General features: G+C 44.3%; 15 protein-coding genes. 6 read left to right on the plus strand and 9 right to left on the minus strand.

Annotated elements, in window-relative coordinates:
- Positions 1–30: 30 nt before the first annotated feature.
- From FD04_RS03045 to FD04_RS03060, 4 genes are all read left to right on the plus strand, one after another.
- Positions 31–942, plus strand: coding sequence for an SDR family oxidoreductase (locus FD04_RS03045; RefSeq protein ID WP_056946896.1), 912 nt, complete (start codon positions 31–33; stop codon positions 940–942).
- Positions 943–1263: 321 nt separating this feature from the next.
- Positions 1264–3291, plus strand: coding sequence for an ABC transporter ATP-binding protein/permease (locus tag FD04_RS03050; RefSeq protein WP_056946899.1), 2028 nt, complete (start codon positions 1264–1266; stop codon positions 3289–3291).
- A gap of 214 nt (positions 3292–3505) precedes the next feature.
- Positions 3506–4759: a sensor histidine kinase gene (locus FD04_RS03055; protein ID WP_056946902.1), complete on the plus strand. Its 1254-nt coding sequence runs from the start codon at positions 3506–3508 to the stop codon at positions 4757–4759.
- Position 4760: 1 nt separating this feature from the next.
- Positions 4761–5393, plus strand: a complete 633-nt coding sequence (locus FD04_RS03060; RefSeq protein WP_054699480.1) for a response regulator — start codon at positions 4761–4763, stop codon at positions 5391–5393.
- A 64-nt stretch (positions 5394–5457) separates the two neighbouring features.
- On the opposite strand, the gene FD04_RS03065 is transcribed toward FD04_RS03060, so the two are convergent.
- The 6 genes from FD04_RS03065 to FD04_RS03090 all read right to left on the minus strand — a co-directional run bounded on the left by FD04_RS03065 (position 5458) and on the right by FD04_RS03090 (position 14894).
- Positions 5458–9276, minus strand: coding sequence for an LPXTG cell wall anchor domain-containing protein (locus FD04_RS03065; RefSeq protein ID WP_056946904.1), 3819 nt, complete (start codon positions 9274–9276; stop codon positions 5458–5460).
- 256 nt (positions 9277–9532) lie between these two features.
- A complete protein-coding gene (locus FD04_RS03070) occupies positions 9533–10558 on the minus strand; it encodes a threonine aldolase family protein (protein WP_056946907.1) in 1026 nt (341 codons plus the stop codon).
- A gap of 288 nt (positions 10559–10846) precedes the next feature.
- On the minus strand, positions 10847–11080 hold the full coding sequence (locus FD04_RS03075) for a cytochrome b5 domain-containing protein (protein ID WP_054699477.1): 234 nt from the start codon (positions 11078–11080) through the stop codon (positions 10847–10849).
- Between the two features lie 83 nt (positions 11081–11163).
- Positions 11164–12564 (minus strand): Na+/H+ antiporter NhaC, encoded by a 1401-nt coding sequence (nhaC, locus tag FD04_RS03080; RefSeq protein WP_056946910.1) that lies wholly within the window; start codon positions 12562–12564, stop codon positions 11164–11166.
- Positions 12565–12938: 374 nt separating this feature from the next.
- A complete protein-coding gene (locus tag FD04_RS03085) occupies positions 12939–14045 on the minus strand; it encodes a glycerol dehydrogenase (RefSeq protein ID WP_054699475.1) in 1107 nt (368 codons plus the stop codon).
- An 87-nt stretch (positions 14046–14132) separates the two neighbouring features.
- Positions 14133–14894: a DeoR/GlpR family DNA-binding transcription regulator gene (locus FD04_RS03090; RefSeq protein ID WP_056946913.1), complete on the minus strand. Its 762-nt coding sequence runs from the start codon at positions 14892–14894 to the stop codon at positions 14133–14135.
- Between the two features lie 218 nt (positions 14895–15112).
- Between FD04_RS03090 and FD04_RS03095 the strand changes: the two genes are divergently transcribed.
- Positions 15113–15958, plus strand: coding sequence for an oxidoreductase (locus tag FD04_RS03095; protein ID WP_056946915.1), 846 nt, complete (start codon positions 15113–15115; stop codon positions 15956–15958).
- A gap of 51 nt (positions 15959–16009) precedes the next feature.
- Here the strand turns inward: FD04_RS03095 and FD04_RS03100 are convergent, their stop codons facing one another.
- Positions 16010–16234, minus strand: coding sequence for a DUF3955 domain-containing protein (locus FD04_RS03100; protein WP_054699473.1), 225 nt, complete (start codon positions 16232–16234; stop codon positions 16010–16012).
- A 156-nt stretch (positions 16235–16390) separates the two neighbouring features.
- Between FD04_RS03100 and FD04_RS03105 the strand changes: the two genes are divergently transcribed.
- Complete coding sequence (locus tag FD04_RS03105) at positions 16391–18175, plus strand: glycerophosphoryl diester phosphodiesterase membrane domain-containing protein (RefSeq protein ID WP_054699471.1); 1785 nt, start codon at positions 16391–16393, stop codon at positions 18173–18175.
- A 699-nt stretch (positions 18176–18874) separates the two neighbouring features.
- Here FD04_RS03105 and dltD read toward each other — a convergent pair.
- A complete protein-coding gene (gene dltD, locus FD04_RS03110) occupies positions 18875–20125 on the minus strand; it encodes a D-alanyl-lipoteichoic acid biosynthesis protein DltD (RefSeq protein ID WP_056946918.1) in 1251 nt (416 codons plus the stop codon).
- Positions 20122–20355, minus strand: a complete 234-nt coding sequence (gene dltC / locus FD04_RS03115; protein WP_054699469.1) for a D-alanine--poly(phosphoribitol) ligase subunit DltC — start codon at positions 20353–20355, stop codon at positions 20122–20124. The genes dltD and dltC overlap by 4 nt, the downstream gene beginning before the upstream one ends.
- Between the last annotated feature and the right edge of the window lie 9 nt (positions 20356–20364).

Here is a 20364-nt window from a genome sequence, read left to right on the forward strand (position 1 = left end):
AGAACTATTTTTTAAAAGGAGTCTTCACGAATGAAAATAACTTTACTTGGTTCACTTGGTAATATTAACCGAATCGTGGTGCCACGACTGATTGCTGATGGTCATGATGTTACTGTGATTAGTTCAAGCGAAAAACGGATTGCAGCCATCGAAGCCCTTGGTGCTCATGCAGCTGTTGGTGACATGAGTGACGTGACCTTCCTCACCGAACAATTTACTGGTCGCGACGTCGTTTACCTCATGATTTCAGGCTCATCACCCGATTTATTCGGCAGCGCCAAACAACTCGGTGATATTTTTAAAAATGCGGTTATGGCTGCAAAGGTTAAAAAAGTCGTCAATCTTAGCAGCATTGGTGCCCAAGATGACCTCTCAGGCTCTCTGTACGCCTACCACTTCATCGAAGACGCTTTGAGCAGTCTGTCTGGGGTCGACGTGGCCTTCGTGCGACCAACTGGGTTTTACAATAACCTGTATGGCAATCTTGCTAGCGTCAAAGCCGACCACGCGATCTATTCAAATGTGCCAGCTGATATCAGTCGAAAGTACGTTGATCCTGAAGACATTGCCCATGTCGTTTACGACGTTATATCTCAAACACCAGTTGGCAAAACGGTGCGCTACGTGGTCAGCGATACCTTCGATGGTCAACAATTGGTTGACGCATTGAGCAACGCACTTGGCTTTGACGTCAAATTAATTGAGATTACTGATGAACAGTATGCAGACGCTCTCCGTAATAACGGTGTGCCGGAGTCAATCGTCGTGCCGTTTGTTAAGAGCAGCCAACTACAAAAGCAACCAGCAGAAATGTACGCTGATTTGGCTCATCAACCGGTTCACGAAGGTCACGTTAAGTTGGCGGACTTTGCTTTGAAGTTCGCGGCAGCCTATCATGCTGGTGATGATGCGCCTAAAGCACACACTATTGTTAATAAATAATTATCAGTTTCAAACGTGCTCATAGTTGATCTGTTCTAGATTAAAAACGATATTACTTTTTTCGTTGTCGCACAGCCACGAAAACCCGAAAATGAATAACGTCTTATCAAAAGTTGCAACAGACAATTATTTTTAGCTATCAACTATTCCTTTTGTTAAGTGGTAACTGGAGACGAAAGTTTCATTAATCTAAAATGAATATATCATTTCATAATCAAAAAACTGCCCAAACGGGCAGTTTTTTGATGTCCTTTTGGTCGATGTTGCACCTCACTAACAAAGTTAAGATAGTGTCACTTAATCAAATTGGGAGGCAACAACGTGAGCTATTTAGAACTAAGGGACATTCATAAGTCCTACTACTTAGGTAAGGAAGAGTTTCCGGTGCTCAAGGGCATCGATTTAAATTTTGACTTAGGCGAATTCGTATCAATTTTAGGTGAATCCGGTGGTGGCAAGTCTACCTTGATGAACATCATCGGTGGCCTTGATCGCCAATTTCAGGGAAGTGTGACTATTGATGGCAAACGTCTGAATCACAATGACGAAAAAGCCATGGATACTTATCGCCGGGATACAATTGGGTACATCTATCAGGCATACAATCTGATCAACCATCTCACCGTGCTTGATAACGTCTTGATTCCATTGGACATGACGACCCTCAATAAAACTGAACGTCACGAACGCGCCATGTCTTTGTTGAAGCGGGTTGGATTAAAAGACCAAGCCGCTAAGTACCCCAACCAACTCTCTGGTGGCCAAAAACAACGGGTCGCGATTGCTAGGGCCCTTGCAAGTGATCCGAAAGTGATTATTGCTGATGAGCCAACTGGTGCACTTGATGCTCAAAACACTGAGGAAGTTCTCCAGATTTTGGACGGTATCGCACAAGAAGGTCGACTAGTCATCACTGTGACCCACTCTCAGTCAGTCGCAGACGCCGGCACCCGAATCGTTCACCTTGAAGATGGTAAGATCGACCACGATACTACGCTTCGGGATGCATACGCCGTCAGTAAGAAACCACGACTAAAATCCAAATTGCTTCCGGCCTCAGTTGCATATCGTACTGCCTACAAGCATTTTAAATACAATTTCTGGCGTAACTCGCTAATCGTCTTGGGAACTGCCATCGGGTTATTTGCCGTTATGCTCTTCTCTGGGTTGGGTAACGGTATCAACGGCTACATCAATAAACAGGTTAATGACATGGTTAACCCACAAGTTGTGACGGTGAGTCGCTATCAAAAAACGAGTAAGTCAGCTGCTGGTGGTCAACAAGCAGCTCAGCAACAACAAGCGGCTGCAGCTCAAAGCACAGGCACGGCTAGTCCAACTACTGCCGCAACTGCTAAAAAAGCAACCATCTCTGATAAAAATATCAGTCAGTTAAAATCACTTAACCACGTCACTAAAGTTGATAAAATTTACTCAGCCAGTGCCGTTACGGCCAAATATGCTGGGAAGTCAGCCACGATTTCAACGCTTCAAAACTGGACGGCCAGTGCGACCGAAAATACCATCAAAAATGGTCATCAACCAAAGGCCGGCGAAATTGTGATCGATAAAGCGAGTGTTGCTAAAAAGTTTAAAAAGAACTATAAATCACTGATCGGTAAAACCATTACCTTATCCTACAAGACGTTGAATCAGAACAACCGTATGGTAACCGTTAAGTTTAAAGCTAAGGTTGCCGGTATCACCTCAAGTTCGAACAGTATGGGCATGGCTAACGACACGTACGTCAACACGAAGACGTTTACTGATGCTATGAAGAAAGCAAACGTTTCAACCACTGCAACCAGTGCTGCCGTCAAGGTCAACACCCTGGATAACGTGAAGTCAACCACGAAGCAGATGAATCAGTTGAAAACAAATGGAAAGCGTCAGTTCACGGCCGTTTCCGTTGAATCCTTAATTGGGACCATTCAGACTTACGTCAGTCTTGCTACCAACATTTTGGCAGCCATCGCCGCCATTTCATTAGTGGTTTCTGCTCTGATGATCATCGTCACCATGTACATGTCTGTCAGCGCCCGAACCAAGGAAATTGGTATTTTACGTGCGCTTGGTGAAAGTAAACGTGACGTGCGTCGTTTATTCATTAGCGAATCACTCATCATCGGGGTACTAAGTGCTGCCTTTGCCACGGTCGTCGCCTTCATTGGGAGTGCCGTGACCAACCACCTTTTGGCAAATATTGCCAACTACCCATTCGTTCAAATCTCTGCAAGTAGCGTCATTGTGGTCTTCATCATCGCGCTCATTATTTCGCTCTTAGCTGCGATGTTACCGGCTCGAAGTGCAGCGCGATTAAACCCAATTGACGCACTGTCAGCTGATTAACGTCATTGTGTTAATGAAGTCCAAATTCACGTGATTTCTCAAATCGTTATTCATTAGATATCACCCTAACAACATATCTAATTGAATCATTTCCATAGTGCTAGTAACCCGTATGACCTCCCTAAGTCATGCGGGTTATTTCGTGAATAAGATCATTCATCTAGGTCCAGAAAGTGTAAAATAATAACCAAGAAACGTTGAAGGGAGTATCATCATGGGGAACCTGACCAAAACACAAAAAATTCAAACCCTGCGTTCCGTTCGGGGGCCACTCATCGTCTGGATGATCATGATTGGCTTTGTTGCCATCTATGTTTTGACCAGTAGTGTGGTGGCGATTGCCTTACAAACCAAAGGGATTAATTGGTCTAAGTTATCATCACAAAGGCCACCAGCTAATCATGCCATGATGTCTCTGTTAGTCACTCTAATGATATTTTGTATCATTTGCGTCATCTGGTTTAGCCCCCGGATCTTTGCCTGGCACCGTCGTCTAGTGATTGGGCTACCTGTGTTACTATTACTGGCTTACATTATTATGATGCCGGTTAGTGCGCCTGTCATTACGATTGGTACCTACCCGGTGTTTACTATCGAAGCCATCATTTGCTACGAACATCCAAATCGAATCCTAGCTTGGCTAACGGCCATTTACCTCATGATGTGGGTTGCCTATTCTTGGATCGTGGGTTGGATCATGGCACTCGTGACCATGCAGGCTTTCGTTTTTGTGATGGCCATCGTGTTTTACTACTGGCGCTTCTACCAACGTCAAGTCGCCGAACGTCGTCGAGTTGAGGCGCTCTATGATGAATTACAGCTCGCCTACCAGCAAGTCGAAGCTTCCGCCATTCGAACTGAACGTCAGCGGGTGGCACGTGAACTCCACGATACACTCACTCAGGGACTGGCTGGCGTGGTCATGCAACTTGAAGCCGCAAGTAGCTTTTTGGACCAAAGTAAACCGCAACGAGCTAAAGAGATCATTGATACCAGTGTTGATTCAGCTCGGAATGCGTTGCAAGAATCACGAACAACGTTAACCGAACTGCGTAGCACGACCGAAGAAAGTTTACCTGCCCGACTACAATTGACAACCGAAGCCATCCGCAAAAATTACCGCATCACCACTACCATTCAACTTAGTGAAATTCCTGATTACTCACCTAGTCAGTTGACTGAAATCACTCGAATCGTAACAGAAGCGCTCACTAACGTCGCTAAACACGCTGAAACTGACCAAGCATTGATTACTAGCCAGCTTCATGATGATATTTTCAAGCTGAAAATTATTGATTTTGGAACTGGGTTTGACATCACCGCTAAGCCCAAGCATGGCCACTTTGGACTTCAAGGACTTCAAGAACGAGCCCAGCAACTCAATGGCGTGATTACCGTTTTAAGTTCACCGGGCGAAGGGACGACCGTCACACTCACCCTACCAACTGAAAGAAAGGAGCTGGCTTAAATTGATCAACGTTTTAATTGTGGATGATCACCAATTGTTACGGGCAGGTCTCGAATTAATTTTCGAAACGGTTTCTGATATAACCGTGATTGGAACCGCCGTTGACGGCGAAGATGGACTTGACCAAGTTCATCAATTACAGCCAGACTTAGTCATCACCGACATCCGCATGCCCAAACTGGATGGCATCTCGCTCATCAAGCAGTTACACGACGAGTCACCTGAGTTGTCAATCGTCGTCCTCACAACATTCGATGATCAACAGCCTATCCAGCAAGCCATGCAGCTCGGTGCACGTGGCTTTTTGCTGAAAGATGCCGATAAAGAAACCATTTTAAACGTGGTGCGTGGTGCCATGAACGGTGAGACCTACATTGAACCACGGATTGCGAGCAAAGCCTTTTCGGCAACTCCGGCGCCTGCCACAACGATTGACCTTTCACCCCGAGAACACCAGATTTTAACGGAAGTAGCGGAGGGCTATCACAGCAAGGAAATTGCGTCTGATATTGGCGTTAGTGAACGGACCGTTAAATCGCATTTGACCAGTATTTATAATAAACTGGGCGTCTTTTCCAGGGCCGAAGCGGTAGCCAAGGCACTTCAGTTACACCTGATTGACCTGACAAACTGATTTATCGTCATAAAAAAGTGTCGCAACTTCAATGAGCGAAGTTGCGACACTTTTCTTTGTTTGGTTAATGTTCATGTTTCTTGAATCGAATACCAATTAAGTTCAACGCGCCAAGCAGTGCTAAACCAATCAGACTAAAAATAGTGCTACGTTGTTCACTGGTTTGTGGCAATGTAGTCGTAGTCGAGTCTTTTTCAACTGGCGTACTGATCAATGACTGGATGGTGACGCCATTGGCTGTCGCCTGCTGGTTCAGCTTATCTGGTTCGGTTAGTTGATTAACCTGATCGCCATCCGACTCAGTAATTGGCGTGACCGTTTGATTATCGTCTGTCCCAGATGAAATTGAGGGTGGTGTCGTTTCAACTGACGTTTCAGGTGTACTGGTCGGTGTTTCTGCTGGTGTCCCCGTCGGCGTGTCAGTTGATGTGCCCTCATTTGTCGGTGGCACCGTATTATCGTAATACTTGTCTGGCGTCACGAACACGCCAACTGGTACTTGCGTTTTGATTGCGACACCCGTTGTTGGCGTCTGGACCTTGATTGCCACACCTTCTGGTACTTGAACTTTCGTCATCACGTGGATGCCATCGTCCAACTGGCCCGTCCCATAGCCAACCAACAAGCCTGCTTTAAGTCCTTCAGTCGCGTTAAGACCATTGGCTGCCACACTGTAACTCATGTACGCTGTTTGGGCAACAAGCGCTTGTGAGTTAACCTTCACTGGCACAACTAGCGAAGTGGTATCGGTAGGTAAGTACGCGTCGCCAGTATAAGTGATCTTGAAGCTAGCTACCTGACTAAAGTTTGACACTTCCGCTTCTGCCAAGTATTGGTCTGGTGCCGATTTCAGCGCATAACTCACAGTTGCTAAGCCTTGCCAATCAGCTGGTAATACCACTGGACCCGTCATAGTAACGGTTACCGTCGTGTCACGGGCAACGGTCGGATCACTGATGGAAACGTCATTAATGGCAGGTAACGTCCCAATAATCGTAACGTTTTGCAACCCTTGATCCGAAGTTGGCGTAAATGATAAGCCATACTGAGCCTTCTGCCCGACCGCGGTCTTCACTAATTGGCCTGTTTCACCGGCTTGGTTGGTTGCGGTTGCTGCAACGTGGATTTCATTTGAATCAGAATTTAATAAGAACGTCTGCGGCAACACGAAGACGTTTTCGGTTGCAGCATTCCCATCAATATCGCTAGTATCAGGTAGTAGCTGAACTGGTGATGTACTGGTTGGATCTAAATTAGATGGCGCCACCGTATCAGTTTCAGTGACAGTTGAATAAATAACTGGCGTTAATGAACCCACTTTGAGCGTTGGATCGATGTTAACGGCTAGTTGCAACCAATTTTGTTGTGCCGGTGCTAAGGCAGTCGCAGCCCAGTTAATGGTGAGCATGGTACCATTATCCACCGCAGTTGTCGTGACGTTGGCATCCGTACCCGTATAAGTCATGCCAGTTGGTAGGAACACATAACTCTTTAAGCCACTAAAGGATTGGAGCGATGCCTGGTTGTTTTCAACCATGACCTGTAACACGTTATCACCGGTAGTTGCCCGATCGTTGGTCTGATTGAGAAGTTGAAGGCTTTCATTGAGGACCCGTGGTGAGTTTTCTGCTGGGGCTACGATTTCGGCGGTTTGGGGCTGCATAAATTGGTTGTATTCTTCGCGCTGGTCCAAAGCTGAACCGTCTGGTACTAAATACCCTGTTCCATCAAGCTGGTTAACGTCCTCTCCCGTTTTACTGCTTGGTGTCCCATCAAGATTTCCGACAATAATCGCACCCTTTTTAGAAAACAGTACTTCTTGAGCGTCAAAATCACCCGTTGGATCGGTACCCGCAATATCAACGGTAAAATCATTGGAAACCGTGCCATAGTACCCTGCTTTAGGCGACATGATGAACTTTACAGCCGTCGTAAGCCCTTGAGGACTGACCGTATAATCAAATTTGATTTGGGCAACTCCCCGTGCATTATCCACATATTGGGACATATCAATAAACCCATTGGTGGTCGTAACATTAGTTAAAATGGGAGTATCCTCAAATTCAGACTCATCTTGGTAACGAACGTAAATATTCATTAGCGGTGTCACAAGGAACGGTATCGGCGTATCATCACCCAAAACCCACGATTCCGGCTGACTAATTGCCATCTGATCTACATTCAAATGAGCGTCAACGTTATAAACGGCAACGTACTTTTTGATCATAAAGTAGCCCCAGTCTGGTCCTTTATCCGAACCATCTTCATAATAAAATTCAGCAGGACCAGTCTGCATTTGAAACGCTAACTTTGCATTCGAATAAACCGTTGGATCAACATGTCCGGCGCCCGAGGCTAAATTACCTTCACCATCAGCCGGACCCCAGTTATAATGATAAGTTATAGTACCATTTACAGGAATGTAATCTGACGGATAATACTTTGAAACTTGAATTGTACTTTCCGCAGTAGCCGAAGTAATTTGTTCACCGTTAACTGAGGTTGCTTCAACTTGGCTCAACGTTGATAGCGAAGTAAAAGCAGGTGTGTCAGAATTAATTCGAAGAACGATGTTGAAATATTGATTAAATAAGTTATCCGTCGCTGCCAACTGGTCTTCTAAGCTAGGTGCCTCCAAACTGAATACCAAGATAGGATCACCATTCGCATTCAGATACCCTGTAGGCTTGACCGTACTATTATCCACGGCAACAAAAGTCATTCCCTTAGGTACTAAATAGGATAACTTTATAGGTGTTCCAGGTTCAAAGTATGCTTGACCAACCAGGTTTTTAGGCGCTGAAATACCAACTTGATAAACCATTAAATCGCCTGCGTAACCAGAAATTTTAGTCTTGTCAATTGGTGAGTCGCCATTCTCATCAACCGCAATATCACCGTTCTCATCATGAGCAAGAACCCCGATAACCTGATTGGTGACCCCGTACTGAGCAGTCGACGTCACCGTCACTGTCTGTTCGCCAGAATCAGCGAGTTGCGTATCCCCATCAAAATAGTGTGCACTCATCGTCGCCTTGGCGCCATTTAAAACCACTTGGTCGGCTGTTGAATAGACGAACTGTTTAGAAATCGATAAGCCATTTGTCGGTGCCGTGAATTGATAAATCAGTTGCGTTCCATCCTGATTAATCGTTGGTGTCACACCATCGATTGTTAAATCAAGATCATTTGAGAGTTTAAACTGTTCCGGCAGGTTGATGACCAACCGCTGCTGATTCATCGTTTGGTTAATACCATTAACTACTAAATTAAGGTCAAATGTGGCTGATTGGCCAGCTTGAACTTCAGTGTTTTCAGCCGTTAAATTTAAATCTGCCTTGACGACAGATGCAGCAACAGCTGTTTGAACTGATCGAGCCGATTTATAACTAACCGTCGGCGCCACCGGTGTCGTTTGACTCTTGGCAGCACTCACCTGAGAAGTTGATGCCGATTTCTCTGACGTCTTAGGTACATTGGTAGTTGAAGTATCGCTTTGAACGGTCGCAGTAACTTTTTCCGCTTCGCTCACTTTAGTGGACTCACTAAACTGCTTGTCACTAGTTGCAGGTTGCGAATCAGTTGATTGGCTGTTTGCCGCCTGCCCAGTTGTCTGATTGGCAGTGGTTGACTTCGCTGATGTTTCGCTTACTGATGATGACCCACTTGTCTCAGAATTGACCACTGCAGAGCTGGCAGAACTCGAAGACTGCAGTGTTACCGAATTACTTGTCGTTTGCGTCGTACTCACAGTTGCAGTCGACGCCTCACTGGATTCTGTCTGCCCATCGCTCGCCTGTGCTTGTATCGCACCAGAAATTAAGAAACCACTCAAAACTGCACCAGAAACCAGGACCCGTTTAGCAATAGTTGTTTGTTTCATAGTTGCCATCCCCCTATTGGACTGTTACTTCAAACCGACTGATAATCCATCAAAAACCCCAAAACGACTATTTTCCAACCATAGATTACCATAATTATGTCACTATAACTAGTAATTCACTTGAAAAATTCAATTATTTTTTAATGTAATTAATATTACAAAAGCGTGACAATGTAAAAGGCCTTTCAAAGCTGACAACTTAACGTCCACGCTCTGAAAGGTCTATTCCGAAAGTCAATTATTTGCGATTTTTATTTTATAAATATGAAATGAGTTGCTGGACTTCTGTCTCGGTTGTCGACCAGCTGGTGACAAAGCGAATCGCCGTATGCTGCTCATCTACTTTTTCCCAAAATGATAGCTCAATATGCTGTTTTAATTGATCGTACTGCTCGTTGGTCACAACGACGAATTGTTGATTGGTCGGCGAATCAACTAAGAAGGTGTACCCCTTATCGTGCAACGTCTGTTTCAAAGTCATGGCTAAATCAATCGCATGTTGGCTGATATCAAAGTACAGGCCGTTGGTAAACAAAGCATCAAACTGAACGCCCAGTAATCGGCCCTTCGCAAGCATGGCACCTTGTCGCTTGATTTTAGTTGAAAACCGTTTAGGCGTATTGCGCTTTGTGAAAACCACTGCCTCACCACATAACGCACCGACTTTGGTACCGCCGATATAAAATACGTCACAGTACTTGGCAACGTCGGCTAAGGTCAGGTCACTCGCTGGACTCATTAAACCATAGCCTAGCCGCGCACCATCCATGAATAAAGGTAAGTGGTTAGTCTGGCAAACGGCTGCTAAATCAGCTAATTCACGTTTGCTATACAGCGTTCCAAGCTCAGTTGGGTGCGAAATGTAGACAACACCTGGTGCCACCATCTGGCCGTGGTTCTCATCCGCCTGCCAGTCATCCAAGTAGTCTTGAACGGCCTCTGCAGTCAACTTACCGTTTCGTTGAGGTATCGTGAGCACTTTGTGGCCGGTGTATTCAATCGAACCGGCTTCATGAAAGTTCACGTGGCCCGAATCGGCGGCCAGCACCCCTTCATCACCATCTAATAGATTAGAGATCACCACCGCATTGGTTTGTGTCCCACCAGCGATGAAGAAAACATCCGCATCTGGACACTGCGCTTCAGCTTTGATTTTTTCAGCTGCTTGTAAACTATATTGATCAACTCCGTACCCTGGCTGAGCATCTAAGTTGGTATCAACCAAAGCCTGAAGTACTTTAGGGTGCGCACCCCGTGAATAATCATTTGCAAAAGGTAACATGAGAAGGCCTCCGAATTTTTAATGATGCTTTAATCATACCATTTGTTTGAACATCACTAATAATTTTTTGGAATTTAAAGTACTTTCTTGGTGCTTAATAATGATTATCCGTGATTTTCAAATTAACTGGGTTTATCAAGTCGTCGCTCTCCCAACAGTAATGACTTTTTAATCAATTTAAGTTGAAGCGTCCCAGAAACAAATACCAACTCTGCAGACAAAAAAGCACCAACCCCGCCTGAGCGAAGTTAGTGCACGAATCAAATTCGATTTTGTAACGATAAGTAACTAGTCAACTAATTGCCCAACAACTGGCAACTTAGCCAAAACGCTCTTCTTGTGAGGGGCGTTTAAAATTTGTTCAGAAAGGTCGTTACCAGCAGTTAAACCATGATGGTTACCGCCCTTCCAAGCATCGATATCCGTTAAATCATAAATTGTACCATCGATTGCAACGTATGCTTTGTGACCGTCTTTACCATCATACTGCTTGAGTTCTTCTTTAGTGAGGTTTAATGCCATGTAATCCCATCCCTTCGTTTTCTTACTCTTAGTCTATCATTTATCAGTTGAAAAGTCAGATGAAATACAATGGATTTGTAAAATTAACTTTGGGACAACTGACCTTTCACAGTCTCTGACTGCGTTTTAAGGCCTAACCCGGTAAAACCACTTACGAGTGACATAATTGGGCAAAGCAAGCTGAAGAATACGAATGGCAAGTAACTCATCGTAGCGACACCGAGTGTGTTGGCCAAGAACACGCCACCAACGCCCCATGGAACCAAGTAGTTCAACACAGTCCCACCATCTTCAAGCACTCGACCTAATGCCGAACTCTTTAGACCATCGTGATTAAAGGTTTCCTTAAATGAACGTCCTGGCAGGATAATTGACAAGAACTGTTCGCCAACAAAAATGTTAATGCCGATGCAAGCCGCCAATGCAGCTGTAATCAGTTTGGCATGGGAATTAAGTTTAGCAGCCAGCGGTGTCATTACCGCGCTAATCAAGCCAAAGTTAACTAACAAACCACCAAGTGACAGGGTTAAAACGATCAAGGCCACAGTTGGCATCATGCTGACGATGCCACCACGAGATAGCAGCAGATTGACCTCAGTATTTGAAGTCTTTGCAACAAATCCGTTAGTAATGATCGTGCTAGCCTTCGTCATGTTAAGTTGCGGGTTATTGAAAAACATCATAATCGTAGAAACCAGTACATTTAAGAGCATCGTTGGAATGGCTGCCATTTTAAAGCCAGCACAAACGAAAACCAAAACGATTGGGATGAGTGCGATCCAAGAGATATGGAAGTTTTGGCTGAGTGCGGCCACCGTTGTATTAATTTTAGTTAGATTGGCATGGTTGTGACCAAAACCAAGAATGGCGTACGCGATGGCTGAAACCCCAGCGGCTGGCAACGTTGACCAAAGGATTGTCTTCATGTGATCAAATAAATCGGTATCGACAACGGCAGCTGCCAAGTTGTTCGTTTCAGAAAGTGGTGAGCACTTATCACCAAAGACACCACCAGAAATTACGGCACCGGCAACCAGCGCCGGACTAAAGTTCATAGTGACCCCAATCCCAAAGAAGGCGATTCCTACGGTAGATACCACGGTGAAACAGCTCCCCACTGCAGCGCCGACCAGCGAACAAACTAAGAAGACGGTCGGTAAGAACCACTGCGCACTAATTGCTTTAAAGCCGATCACCATTAGCGTGGGAATTGTCCCGGCTGCGATCCAAGTACTGATCATGGCACCAATTAAAATAAAAATCACAATGGGAATAATGCCTTTATCGATACCATCTTTAATCCCCGCGTTAATTGTATCCCAGCTCAAGCCCTTAAACTTAGCCCAAAAAATCGTCACGGTAATTGCCAATAACACGGGTACTTGCGGTGAAAGCCCTAATCCAATCACGCCGACACCCATAATCGCCAAAATCAAAATTAACATCACTAGCGCTTCTCTTAAGCTCAACTTTATCTTTTGCATATTCATCAACCTCGTTTTCATTTTTTTGTTTCAACGTCTGCTTAGTCAATCAATATCGCGCAATCCCGCCATTGGTTTGTCTCATCGTCATCTCTCCTAAAATAAAAAATCGCCCCCATTGCATTTCTGCAACAGGGACGATCAGACATCTACCGTGGTACCACCCAAATTGTGTACACTTGTACACCACTCACCAGAAGATAATGGTTTCTAGCGTTACCCATCGTCGACGTCTACGTAGTTCGACAACTTTACCCTGATTGGCTCGCAGCAACCGCCAACTTCCTGACACCCAGATAAAGTGCTACTTGTTTGTAAGTCCGACATTAAATATTAATTAGAATTATAACGAATTAAATGAGAAATGCAAGAGCTTATTTAAGTTTCGCCTGAAAATCTCGACTATAAGCATCAACGCCCTTCATAGCCTGAACAACGTCGTATGGTGTAACTTCAAATGGCATCTGCTTCATAGTATCTTCTGGAGAGGTCGCTTGTTGACCGACTTTCATTAAATCCTCATCACTAACGTCTGCCAACTTTAAGTCTGCAAACGTTGTTGGTAGCCCAAGTTCAAGGTCAAATTTGAGGTATTTCTCAAATCGATCACGATCTGCACCCTCTAAGAACAATTGTGTCAACGTCCCAAAGGCCACCTTCTCACCATGAGTCATTTCATGAACTGGTCCGTTTAACGCCGTCAATCCGTCATGAATCGCGTGTGCTGCAGCTAACCCACCACTTTCGAAGCCAAGACCACTCATTAAAGTGTTAGCTTCAACAACGTTATCAAGTGCTTTCGAAACAACGTGATTTTTCACCGACGTAACGGCTTCTAACCCATACTTAAACAGTGTCTCCTCACACTTTTCGCCAATTGCAGCACCAACAGCGGTTTGCTTTGCGCCAAGCATCGTATCATTATGACCCTTTGCGACTGCTTGGGCTTCGACGTTAGTTGCCAAAGCATCAGCAATACCTGATGCCAAAAGACGAACTGGCGCTCCAGCAACAATTTTAGTATCAATCAAAACTAAATCGGGGTTCTTAGCGTAGAAACGATACTTTGAGAAGGCGCCATCATCGGTATAAAGCACCGATAATCTTGAGCATGGTGCATCAGTTGAAGCTAAAGTTGGCAAAATACCAACTTTAATTTTTAAATCATCACCAATGGCTTTAGCGCTATCAAGCGTCTTACCACCACCAAGGCCTAAAATGACATCAGCGCCAAATTCTTCGCCAATTTTAACCACGCGTTTGATTTCGGTTGTCGATGCTTCACCATTAAACTCAACTTTTTTGACAGTTACGCCATTATCAGTTAAATAATCAACGTACTTATCCCCAACGATGCCAAAAACGATTGAATCAGCTAATACAATTGCACGGTGACCAAGTGCAGTAATATGATCAATACTGTTAAATAGCACGTCAATTCGTTGTACATACGTAGATGGGCTTCCAAAAATTCGTGTCATGGTAAGAACCTCGTTTCGTTTTTATTTTCGAAAGTAAATGTACTTTCGTTCGAAACAAGTATAAATCTATTTAATCATAAAAACAAGCTATTTTTCCTTCGCAACGGTCTGTATGTTAACCTGTGCTTGATGAATGGCTTTTTTCGCACGCGGTTCAATTCGATCATCAGTGATAACGTTGTCAACTTCGTCTAACGAAAATTGGTGCACTAAATCACTTTTTTCAAACTTAGAGCTATCCGTTAAGATTGTTAGCTGTTGCGCACTCGCTCTCATTTTTTTAACCACTTCGGCACGCATCATATCACTACAATAAAACCCTTTTTGAGCATCGAAACCATCCGTTCCAACGAACAGATAATTGACACTAAAATTCTCAATCGCTTGGCTAGTTAATGGTCCCACCATCACTTGAGAGTGTGGTTGATAATTACCACCTAACAGAATGATTGTTAAAGAGGCAAAATTTCTGACAAAGTTTGCAATAAAAGCCGAGTTGGTAATAATCGTAACTTGCTTTTTTTGCTTACCTAGTTGCTGTGCTAAAAGCGCGCATGTTGAACCCGATTCAATCATAATGGTATCTTGACTCTCAACAAGATTCGCCGCCTCAATCGCTATTTTTTGCTTGACTTCATAGTTTTGGGCTAACCGATAATTTAAGTCGTCGCTATCATTAACGGTGGCCATACCGTGATGCCTTTTTAGTAATCCCTTTTCTTCGAGAGTTGTTAAATCCTTGCGAATTGTCACTAATGACACATCAAATGCTGCTGCCAACTCACTCACAGCAACTTGATGATGTTGATTGACAAACTCTAAAATTGACTCACTTCTGTTTTTTTTCATATTTTCACTTTCTTTCGAAACTTTTTATTTTATTTTAGAAACATACAAATTCATTATAAAGTACTGGTTTCTGCAATTAAAGCCAGAAAATTAATCTTCTCATTATAATCACCTGAGCTCACAACCCTTAATCACATCAACTCAAGCAAAAATAGTTGACCTACACCCCACCCCAAGTTTTATGATGGATGTATTAATGATTAAAGGAGTACACAACTATGGCAAACAAAACATGGCTCATTACTGGTACCTCAACTGGCTTCGGCCGATCATTAGCAACCCTACTCGCTCAAAAAACTGACCTCAACTTAGTCGCCACCGCAAGACATACTGATCAACTCGACTACTTGGATCAATATGACCATGGTCAGATTCAAAAGTTAACCCTGGATGTCACTGATCAAGCTCAAATCAAAGACGTCGTCAAAGCCGTGAAAGACCGTTTCGGCACTATTGACGTGTTAGTTAATAACGCTGGTTTAGGCTACTTCGGAACTTTTGAAGAAAGTGACCGGGACGCAGTACGCTATATGTTTGACGTCAACGTCTGGGGCTTAGTCGATATGACTCGCGCCGTACTGCCCATCATGCGACAACAACGGAATGGTATCATCGTAAACTTCAGTTCAATTGCCGGCCTGTTCTCATTTCCAACCACTTCGTTCTACCACGGCACCAAGTATGCCGTCGAAGGCCTGAGTGAATCACTGGCCAAAGAAGTGGGCGAACTCGGCATTAAAGTCATGCTGATCGAACCAAGCGGCTTCCGGACTGACTGGGCTGGCCGGTCCTCTCAAAAAGCCATGCCTGCTATCGATGATTACGCCGAATTTAAAGGCTCCATCGAATGGAACGAACAGACCGCCCATCACGAAGACGGCGACCCTGACAAAGCCGCTGAAATCATCTATGATCAAGTTACCAACCATGCCGATACTCTTCCGTTACGCCTGCCACTCGGCAAATTTGCCACCGATATGGCCATTGATAAGTACACCAAAACACTAGCTGATTTTAAGCAACTTCATGATTTGTCGGCTTCGGCGGACCAACCTGAAAAGTAATTATTCTACCCTAATAAAACAATAAAAGAGCCGCCCATTATGGACGACTCTTTATTTTTTCACCCGCCGAATAATCATCATCACCCACCGAATGAGTATCAAGACTAACCCCAAAAAGATGGCTAAATCGCCAATGATCACCAAATAAAACGGTTGTTGAACAAATCCTTGAGCATCCAAGGTTGCAGGTGAAAACCATAAAATGGTGTAACACACGATGCCGATTGCTAGTCCTAATAAGCCACCCAGCAACATTTTCTTGAACTGTATCTGCATTGAATTTCGCTCCTTTTTGATGACACTCTATCATGCGCCATAGCCTCACTCAAGGCGGACGACTTACAACAAAACTTGACCTGACAAACGGCTTCATGATTGCTATGATGAGACTATGTTCATATCATAAATTCTATTTGAAATCGGGGAGTTCAAATGAATCATTTTAGTTTCGTCAATAAAATTCGCCATGAATTTTTCCAGAAGTGGGTCGCTTACACCACCTTAATTTTAGGCATTAACTTGACCGTGAGTTTAATCATCATACCAGTGTTGAATTGGCTGACGGCCCGCATCCTGCAACTCGGTCGTATTGACTACGTTTCATACACCAACGTTGGTAATATTTTAATTACTCATCCAATCGTGTCAATTTTACTGGTCGTGGTGCTGATTCTGGCCTTACTATTCGTTTACTGGCAATTCACCTTCTTGATGCTTGGCATTTACCACATCCGGATGGGGCACGGCTATTCGATCCGAGAAATGCTTGCGGATACCCTGTCATTGACGCCAAGCCTATCGTTATCATCATTCGGCTTCTTCTTAGGGTATTTCATCCTAATTTTGCCTTTTTCTGAAATTGGTTTTAAAACGGCTCTGCTAGCAAAGGTTAAAATTCCAGATTTTATCTTAACTTATATCAACGCTAATCCCTGGCTGCTTTTATTACTTACGATTGCCTATCTCATCGTACTGTACCTTGGTATCCGACTGCTCTTCGTCTTACCCAACCTTGTCATTTTACAACACAGTGTTCGGCAAGCAATTGCTGAAAGTTGGCGAAAAACTCGGGGCAAGACCTGGTCGTACTTTTTAAACATTACAATTTTATCGTTAATGATCTCAGCTGCGGCGTTAATCTGCTACAGTGTGATTCTGATTGGGCAAGCTCTAGCTGACGGTCAAACGACCGCGTTTGCTTTGACTGTTGCCGTCATTAACCTGGTACTAATCGAACTGGTTGCGCAATTTGTCGTCATCTTTTCTACTTTCGGGTTAATGCGCATTCTGCTGAATGATCTCCTCTCACCCGTCAGATTACTACCAAGCTTCATCCGCAAACGACGAAAACCTCGGGTGCTGATCATCGGTGCCATGCTGCTGGTCGCCCTCTCCGTTGTGACCTTTAATGTGGTTTATTTGCAAGGCTTTACGGTCACTAAGCCACTCGAAATCTCTCACCGTGGTGTCGACAGTGGCAACGGTGTGCAAAACACCATTCCGGCACTGAAAAAAACCAGCAAAGAACACCCAGATTACGTTGAGATGGATATTCACGAAACTAAAGATCACCAATTTGTGGTGATGCATGACGAAAATTTGAAACAATTAACTGGTGTTAACCGAGCTCCTTACCAAATGACGCTCAAGCAACTTACCGCTTTGACCGCTCACGAAAACGGCTATTCTGCAAAAATAGCCAGTTTTGACGATTACCTAACAGCAGCCGAATCAATTCATCAAAAATTGCTGGTTGAAATTAAAGTCACTTCCCACGACTCAAGTAATATGCTAAAACTGTTTACCTCAAAATACGCCAAACGGTTACGGGCCGATCACGATGAGATTCACTCACTGTCATATCGCGTGGTCAAAGGATTGAAACAAACGGATCCTAAGCAGTATGTCAGCTTTATTTTACCGTATAACTTGGCCTTTCCTCACACGCCGGCCAACGGCTACACCATGGAGTATTCGACCTTAAACGACGATTTTGTGGATGAAGCTAACGCCAATCATCAACGCGTCTATGCTTGGACCGTTAATTCAGATACGGCCATTCAAGCCGCATTATTTCAAAATGTGAATGGGATTATCACTGACCATTTGCATGATCTCCAGGTGACCGTGAACGATAATATTAACCATCCAACTTATACAACACGCCTGCTCGATTACATTATTGATATTCCATCTACCAATATGCCGTTGAACTAGCAACCAATTTATCCAAATGGAGCCACTGAGAACGTCCAAATGACATCTCAGTGGCTCTTATTTTTACACTGTCACTACCACTCCGGACTAGCGGACCTTGCCCATTGTAATGGGACCAGCTTCAGCCACGCAAAACCCACGTGTCTTACGCTTCGGTTGTGAGCCTCAAGAACCGAGTCTCACAACCGTCCAGTCAATCTAAGCGCTAAAGCGCAAAGATTGACTTGTCACTACTACGGACAAGCCCCGCTAGTCCTCCGTTCTCGTTACAATGTGGTCCACATCTTACAAAAAATATTGATTACTACTAATTCCATATAAACAGCAGATAAATTGTAAATTAGTTCAGCCAGTGACAATAACTACCCAGTACTTAATGTTTATTCGAGCGAACTAAATCTACTTCTGAGAGTCATGATTCACTTTTCAATCGTTCAGTAGCCGTAGTGCCAGAAGTAGTCTGGTTGGCGGGTGGTGGCAGTGATAAATGATGTTAGGGTGAAGTGACGCAAGGCGGACTTGGCCTTGGGTTACTTCACGCTTACATCATTGGACAGGTTTGAGACTTGTGGTTTTCAGCAAGGCTCAAACCTGAGGCGGAAAACGCGCAGCGGTTGAAGCCGGTCCCACAGCCACTAACCGCCAACCAGACTACTGGCGGCCGAAGGCGGCAGTTAACTACTAATTTTTTCTAAATGATTATTTAACAATCTGACGTTGCCAATCTTTACTAAAGTAAGCATCATTCAAATGCAATTTAGGCAGTGGCTGTGCATTCTCCAAAAACGGTTGAACTCGTTTATCAACGGCCAACCACCCCCGCCAACCAAGGTGAATGGTATCTTGCATGAAGTAATCCTGACCGCCATCGCGACTCAAATCTACGATGTTGGTAAACCCTTGGCGACGAAGTTGTTGCGTAATTTTAGTACTGGTCTGTTGCATCATTGACGTCGACAAACCAGTATAGCGAGACCACTTAGCATTTACTGGCGGAATCACAAACATCACATTGGTATGTTGTTGTTTGAAAGTCGTTAGCACTAATTGCAGATCGGCGTACTCTGGTGACTGCCGATAATCATAGTGGCGCTGACTATTCTTTAACCGCTTCATTCGCCCATGACTCAACCGGTGACTGTACAGTGAATTATCGATACCATACCGATTATTGGACGTATCGTGTCGACCAAGTTTGACCGCCACACTATCCAATAAGGTAGCGTTGTCATGTTTTGGCAACTGTTTTTTCCCATGTTTCAATTTTTTGAGCTTATCATTCAACCCAATTTGGCCGAATAACTGATCCTCGTGCTGTAACATGGTTAACCGAACCTGAAGATAGCGTCGTTGTGCCACCGTAATTGCTTTTCCCCGAGCAATTCGTTTAACGGCAGCCCCCATTGTCCCCTTACTTGCGGACGTTTTCATGTTCAGTAAACGTTTAGCAGCATATTGGTTGGCCTCAGAAGGCTTTGCCTGCAATAACCACCGACTCGTAGCCAGCGGTGAATAATAAATTGCGAAGGCTTCACGTAACTGACCGTGTTTGGTGAACCACTGTGGTGAAATAATCATGACAGCTTTCTTACGGTATAGCTGCGGTGTCATATCTTGCATAGCAAAGTATTGCGCCAACGACTGTGTTCCGGCTCGACCCAGTAAAAAAGGTCGGTAAGAGCGCTTATATTTGGCAGCGAGTACGCTTGGATGCATGGCATCTAGTCGTGCTAACTCGGACGAACCAAAGAACGGCACATAACCACGATCCATGGCCTGCGTTTTAATGGCCTGCCCCTTAAAAACGTTAGTCGATAGCGAAATGGCAGCCCTTTGTAACGTCTTTTTTTGATAATGTGGTGCCCGTCTTGGTAATCCAAATAGCAGCGCCACAATTGCAACTGCGATGACAACCGGCATCACAGCTAACGCTAAGCGATGCTTTTTCATTGTAAAGCAGTCACTTTCGCCACAATTTTGTTGACCGTATCCCACTCGCTACGATCAAATTCAGAAATTGGAATTGAAACGCCGCAACGTTCTTCCAACTCAATCACCAGTTGGACTGAAGCCATCGAATCCAGCAAGCCGGTATCAAACAAGTTATCATCTAATTTTTGGCTCACGTCATTGCCCGTTAAATCGTTTAAAATTTCAATTACCGTTGCTTGTGTTGTCATAAAAAGTTC

Origin of the sequence: Secundilactobacillus odoratitofui DSM 19909 = JCM 15043, assembly GCF_001434895.1 — a bacterium.
GTDB classification, from domain to species: Bacteria; Bacillota; Bacilli; order Lactobacillales; family Lactobacillaceae; genus Secundilactobacillus; species Secundilactobacillus odoratitofui.

What these genes read in the sequence shown, in the direction of transcription:
- dltD (WP_056946918.1), bottom strand. Translation starts at nt 20,125, where the DNA reads ATGAAAAAGCATCGCTTAGCGTTAGCTGTGATGCCGGTTGTCATCGCA.
- FD04_RS03090 (WP_056946913.1), bottom strand. Translation starts at nt 14,894, where the DNA reads ATGAAAAAAAACAGAAGTGAGTCAATTTTAGAGTTTGTCAATCAACAT.
- FD04_RS03045 (WP_056946896.1), top strand. Translation starts at nt 31, where the DNA reads ATGAAAATAACTTTACTTGGTTCACTTGGTAATATTAACCGAATCGTG.
- FD04_RS03100 (WP_054699473.1), bottom strand. Translation starts at nt 16,234, where the DNA reads ATGCAGATACAGTTCAAGAAAATGTTGCTGGGTGGCTTATTAGGACTA.
- FD04_RS03085 (WP_054699475.1), bottom strand. Translation starts at nt 14,045, where the DNA reads ATGACACGAATTTTTGGAAGCCCATCTACGTATGTACAACGAATTGAC.
- FD04_RS03095 (WP_056946915.1), top strand. Translation starts at nt 15,113, where the DNA reads ATGGCAAACAAAACATGGCTCATTACTGGTACCTCAACTGGCTTCGGC.
- FD04_RS03075 (WP_054699477.1), bottom strand. Translation starts at nt 11,080, where the DNA reads ATGGCATTAAACCTCACTAAAGAAGAACTCAAGCAGTATGATGGTAAA.
- FD04_RS03055 (WP_056946902.1), top strand. Translation starts at nt 3,506, where the DNA reads ATGGGGAACCTGACCAAAACACAAAAAATTCAAACCCTGCGTTCCGTT.
- dltC (WP_054699469.1), bottom strand. Translation starts at nt 20,355, where the DNA reads ATGACAACACAAGCAACGGTAATTGAAATTTTAAACGATTTAACGGGC.
- nhaC (WP_056946910.1), bottom strand. Translation starts at nt 12,564, where the DNA reads ATGCAAAAGATAAAGTTGAGCTTAAGAGAAGCGCTAGTGATGTTAATT.
- FD04_RS03065 (WP_056946904.1), bottom strand. Translation starts at nt 9,276, where the DNA reads ATGAAACAAACAACTATTGCTAAACGGGTCCTGGTTTCTGGTGCAGTT.
- FD04_RS03070 (WP_056946907.1), bottom strand. Translation starts at nt 10,558, where the DNA reads ATGTTACCTTTTGCAAATGATTATTCACGGGGTGCGCACCCTAAAGTA.
- FD04_RS03105 (WP_054699471.1), top strand. Translation starts at nt 16,391, where the DNA reads ATGAATCATTTTAGTTTCGTCAATAAAATTCGCCATGAATTTTTCCAG.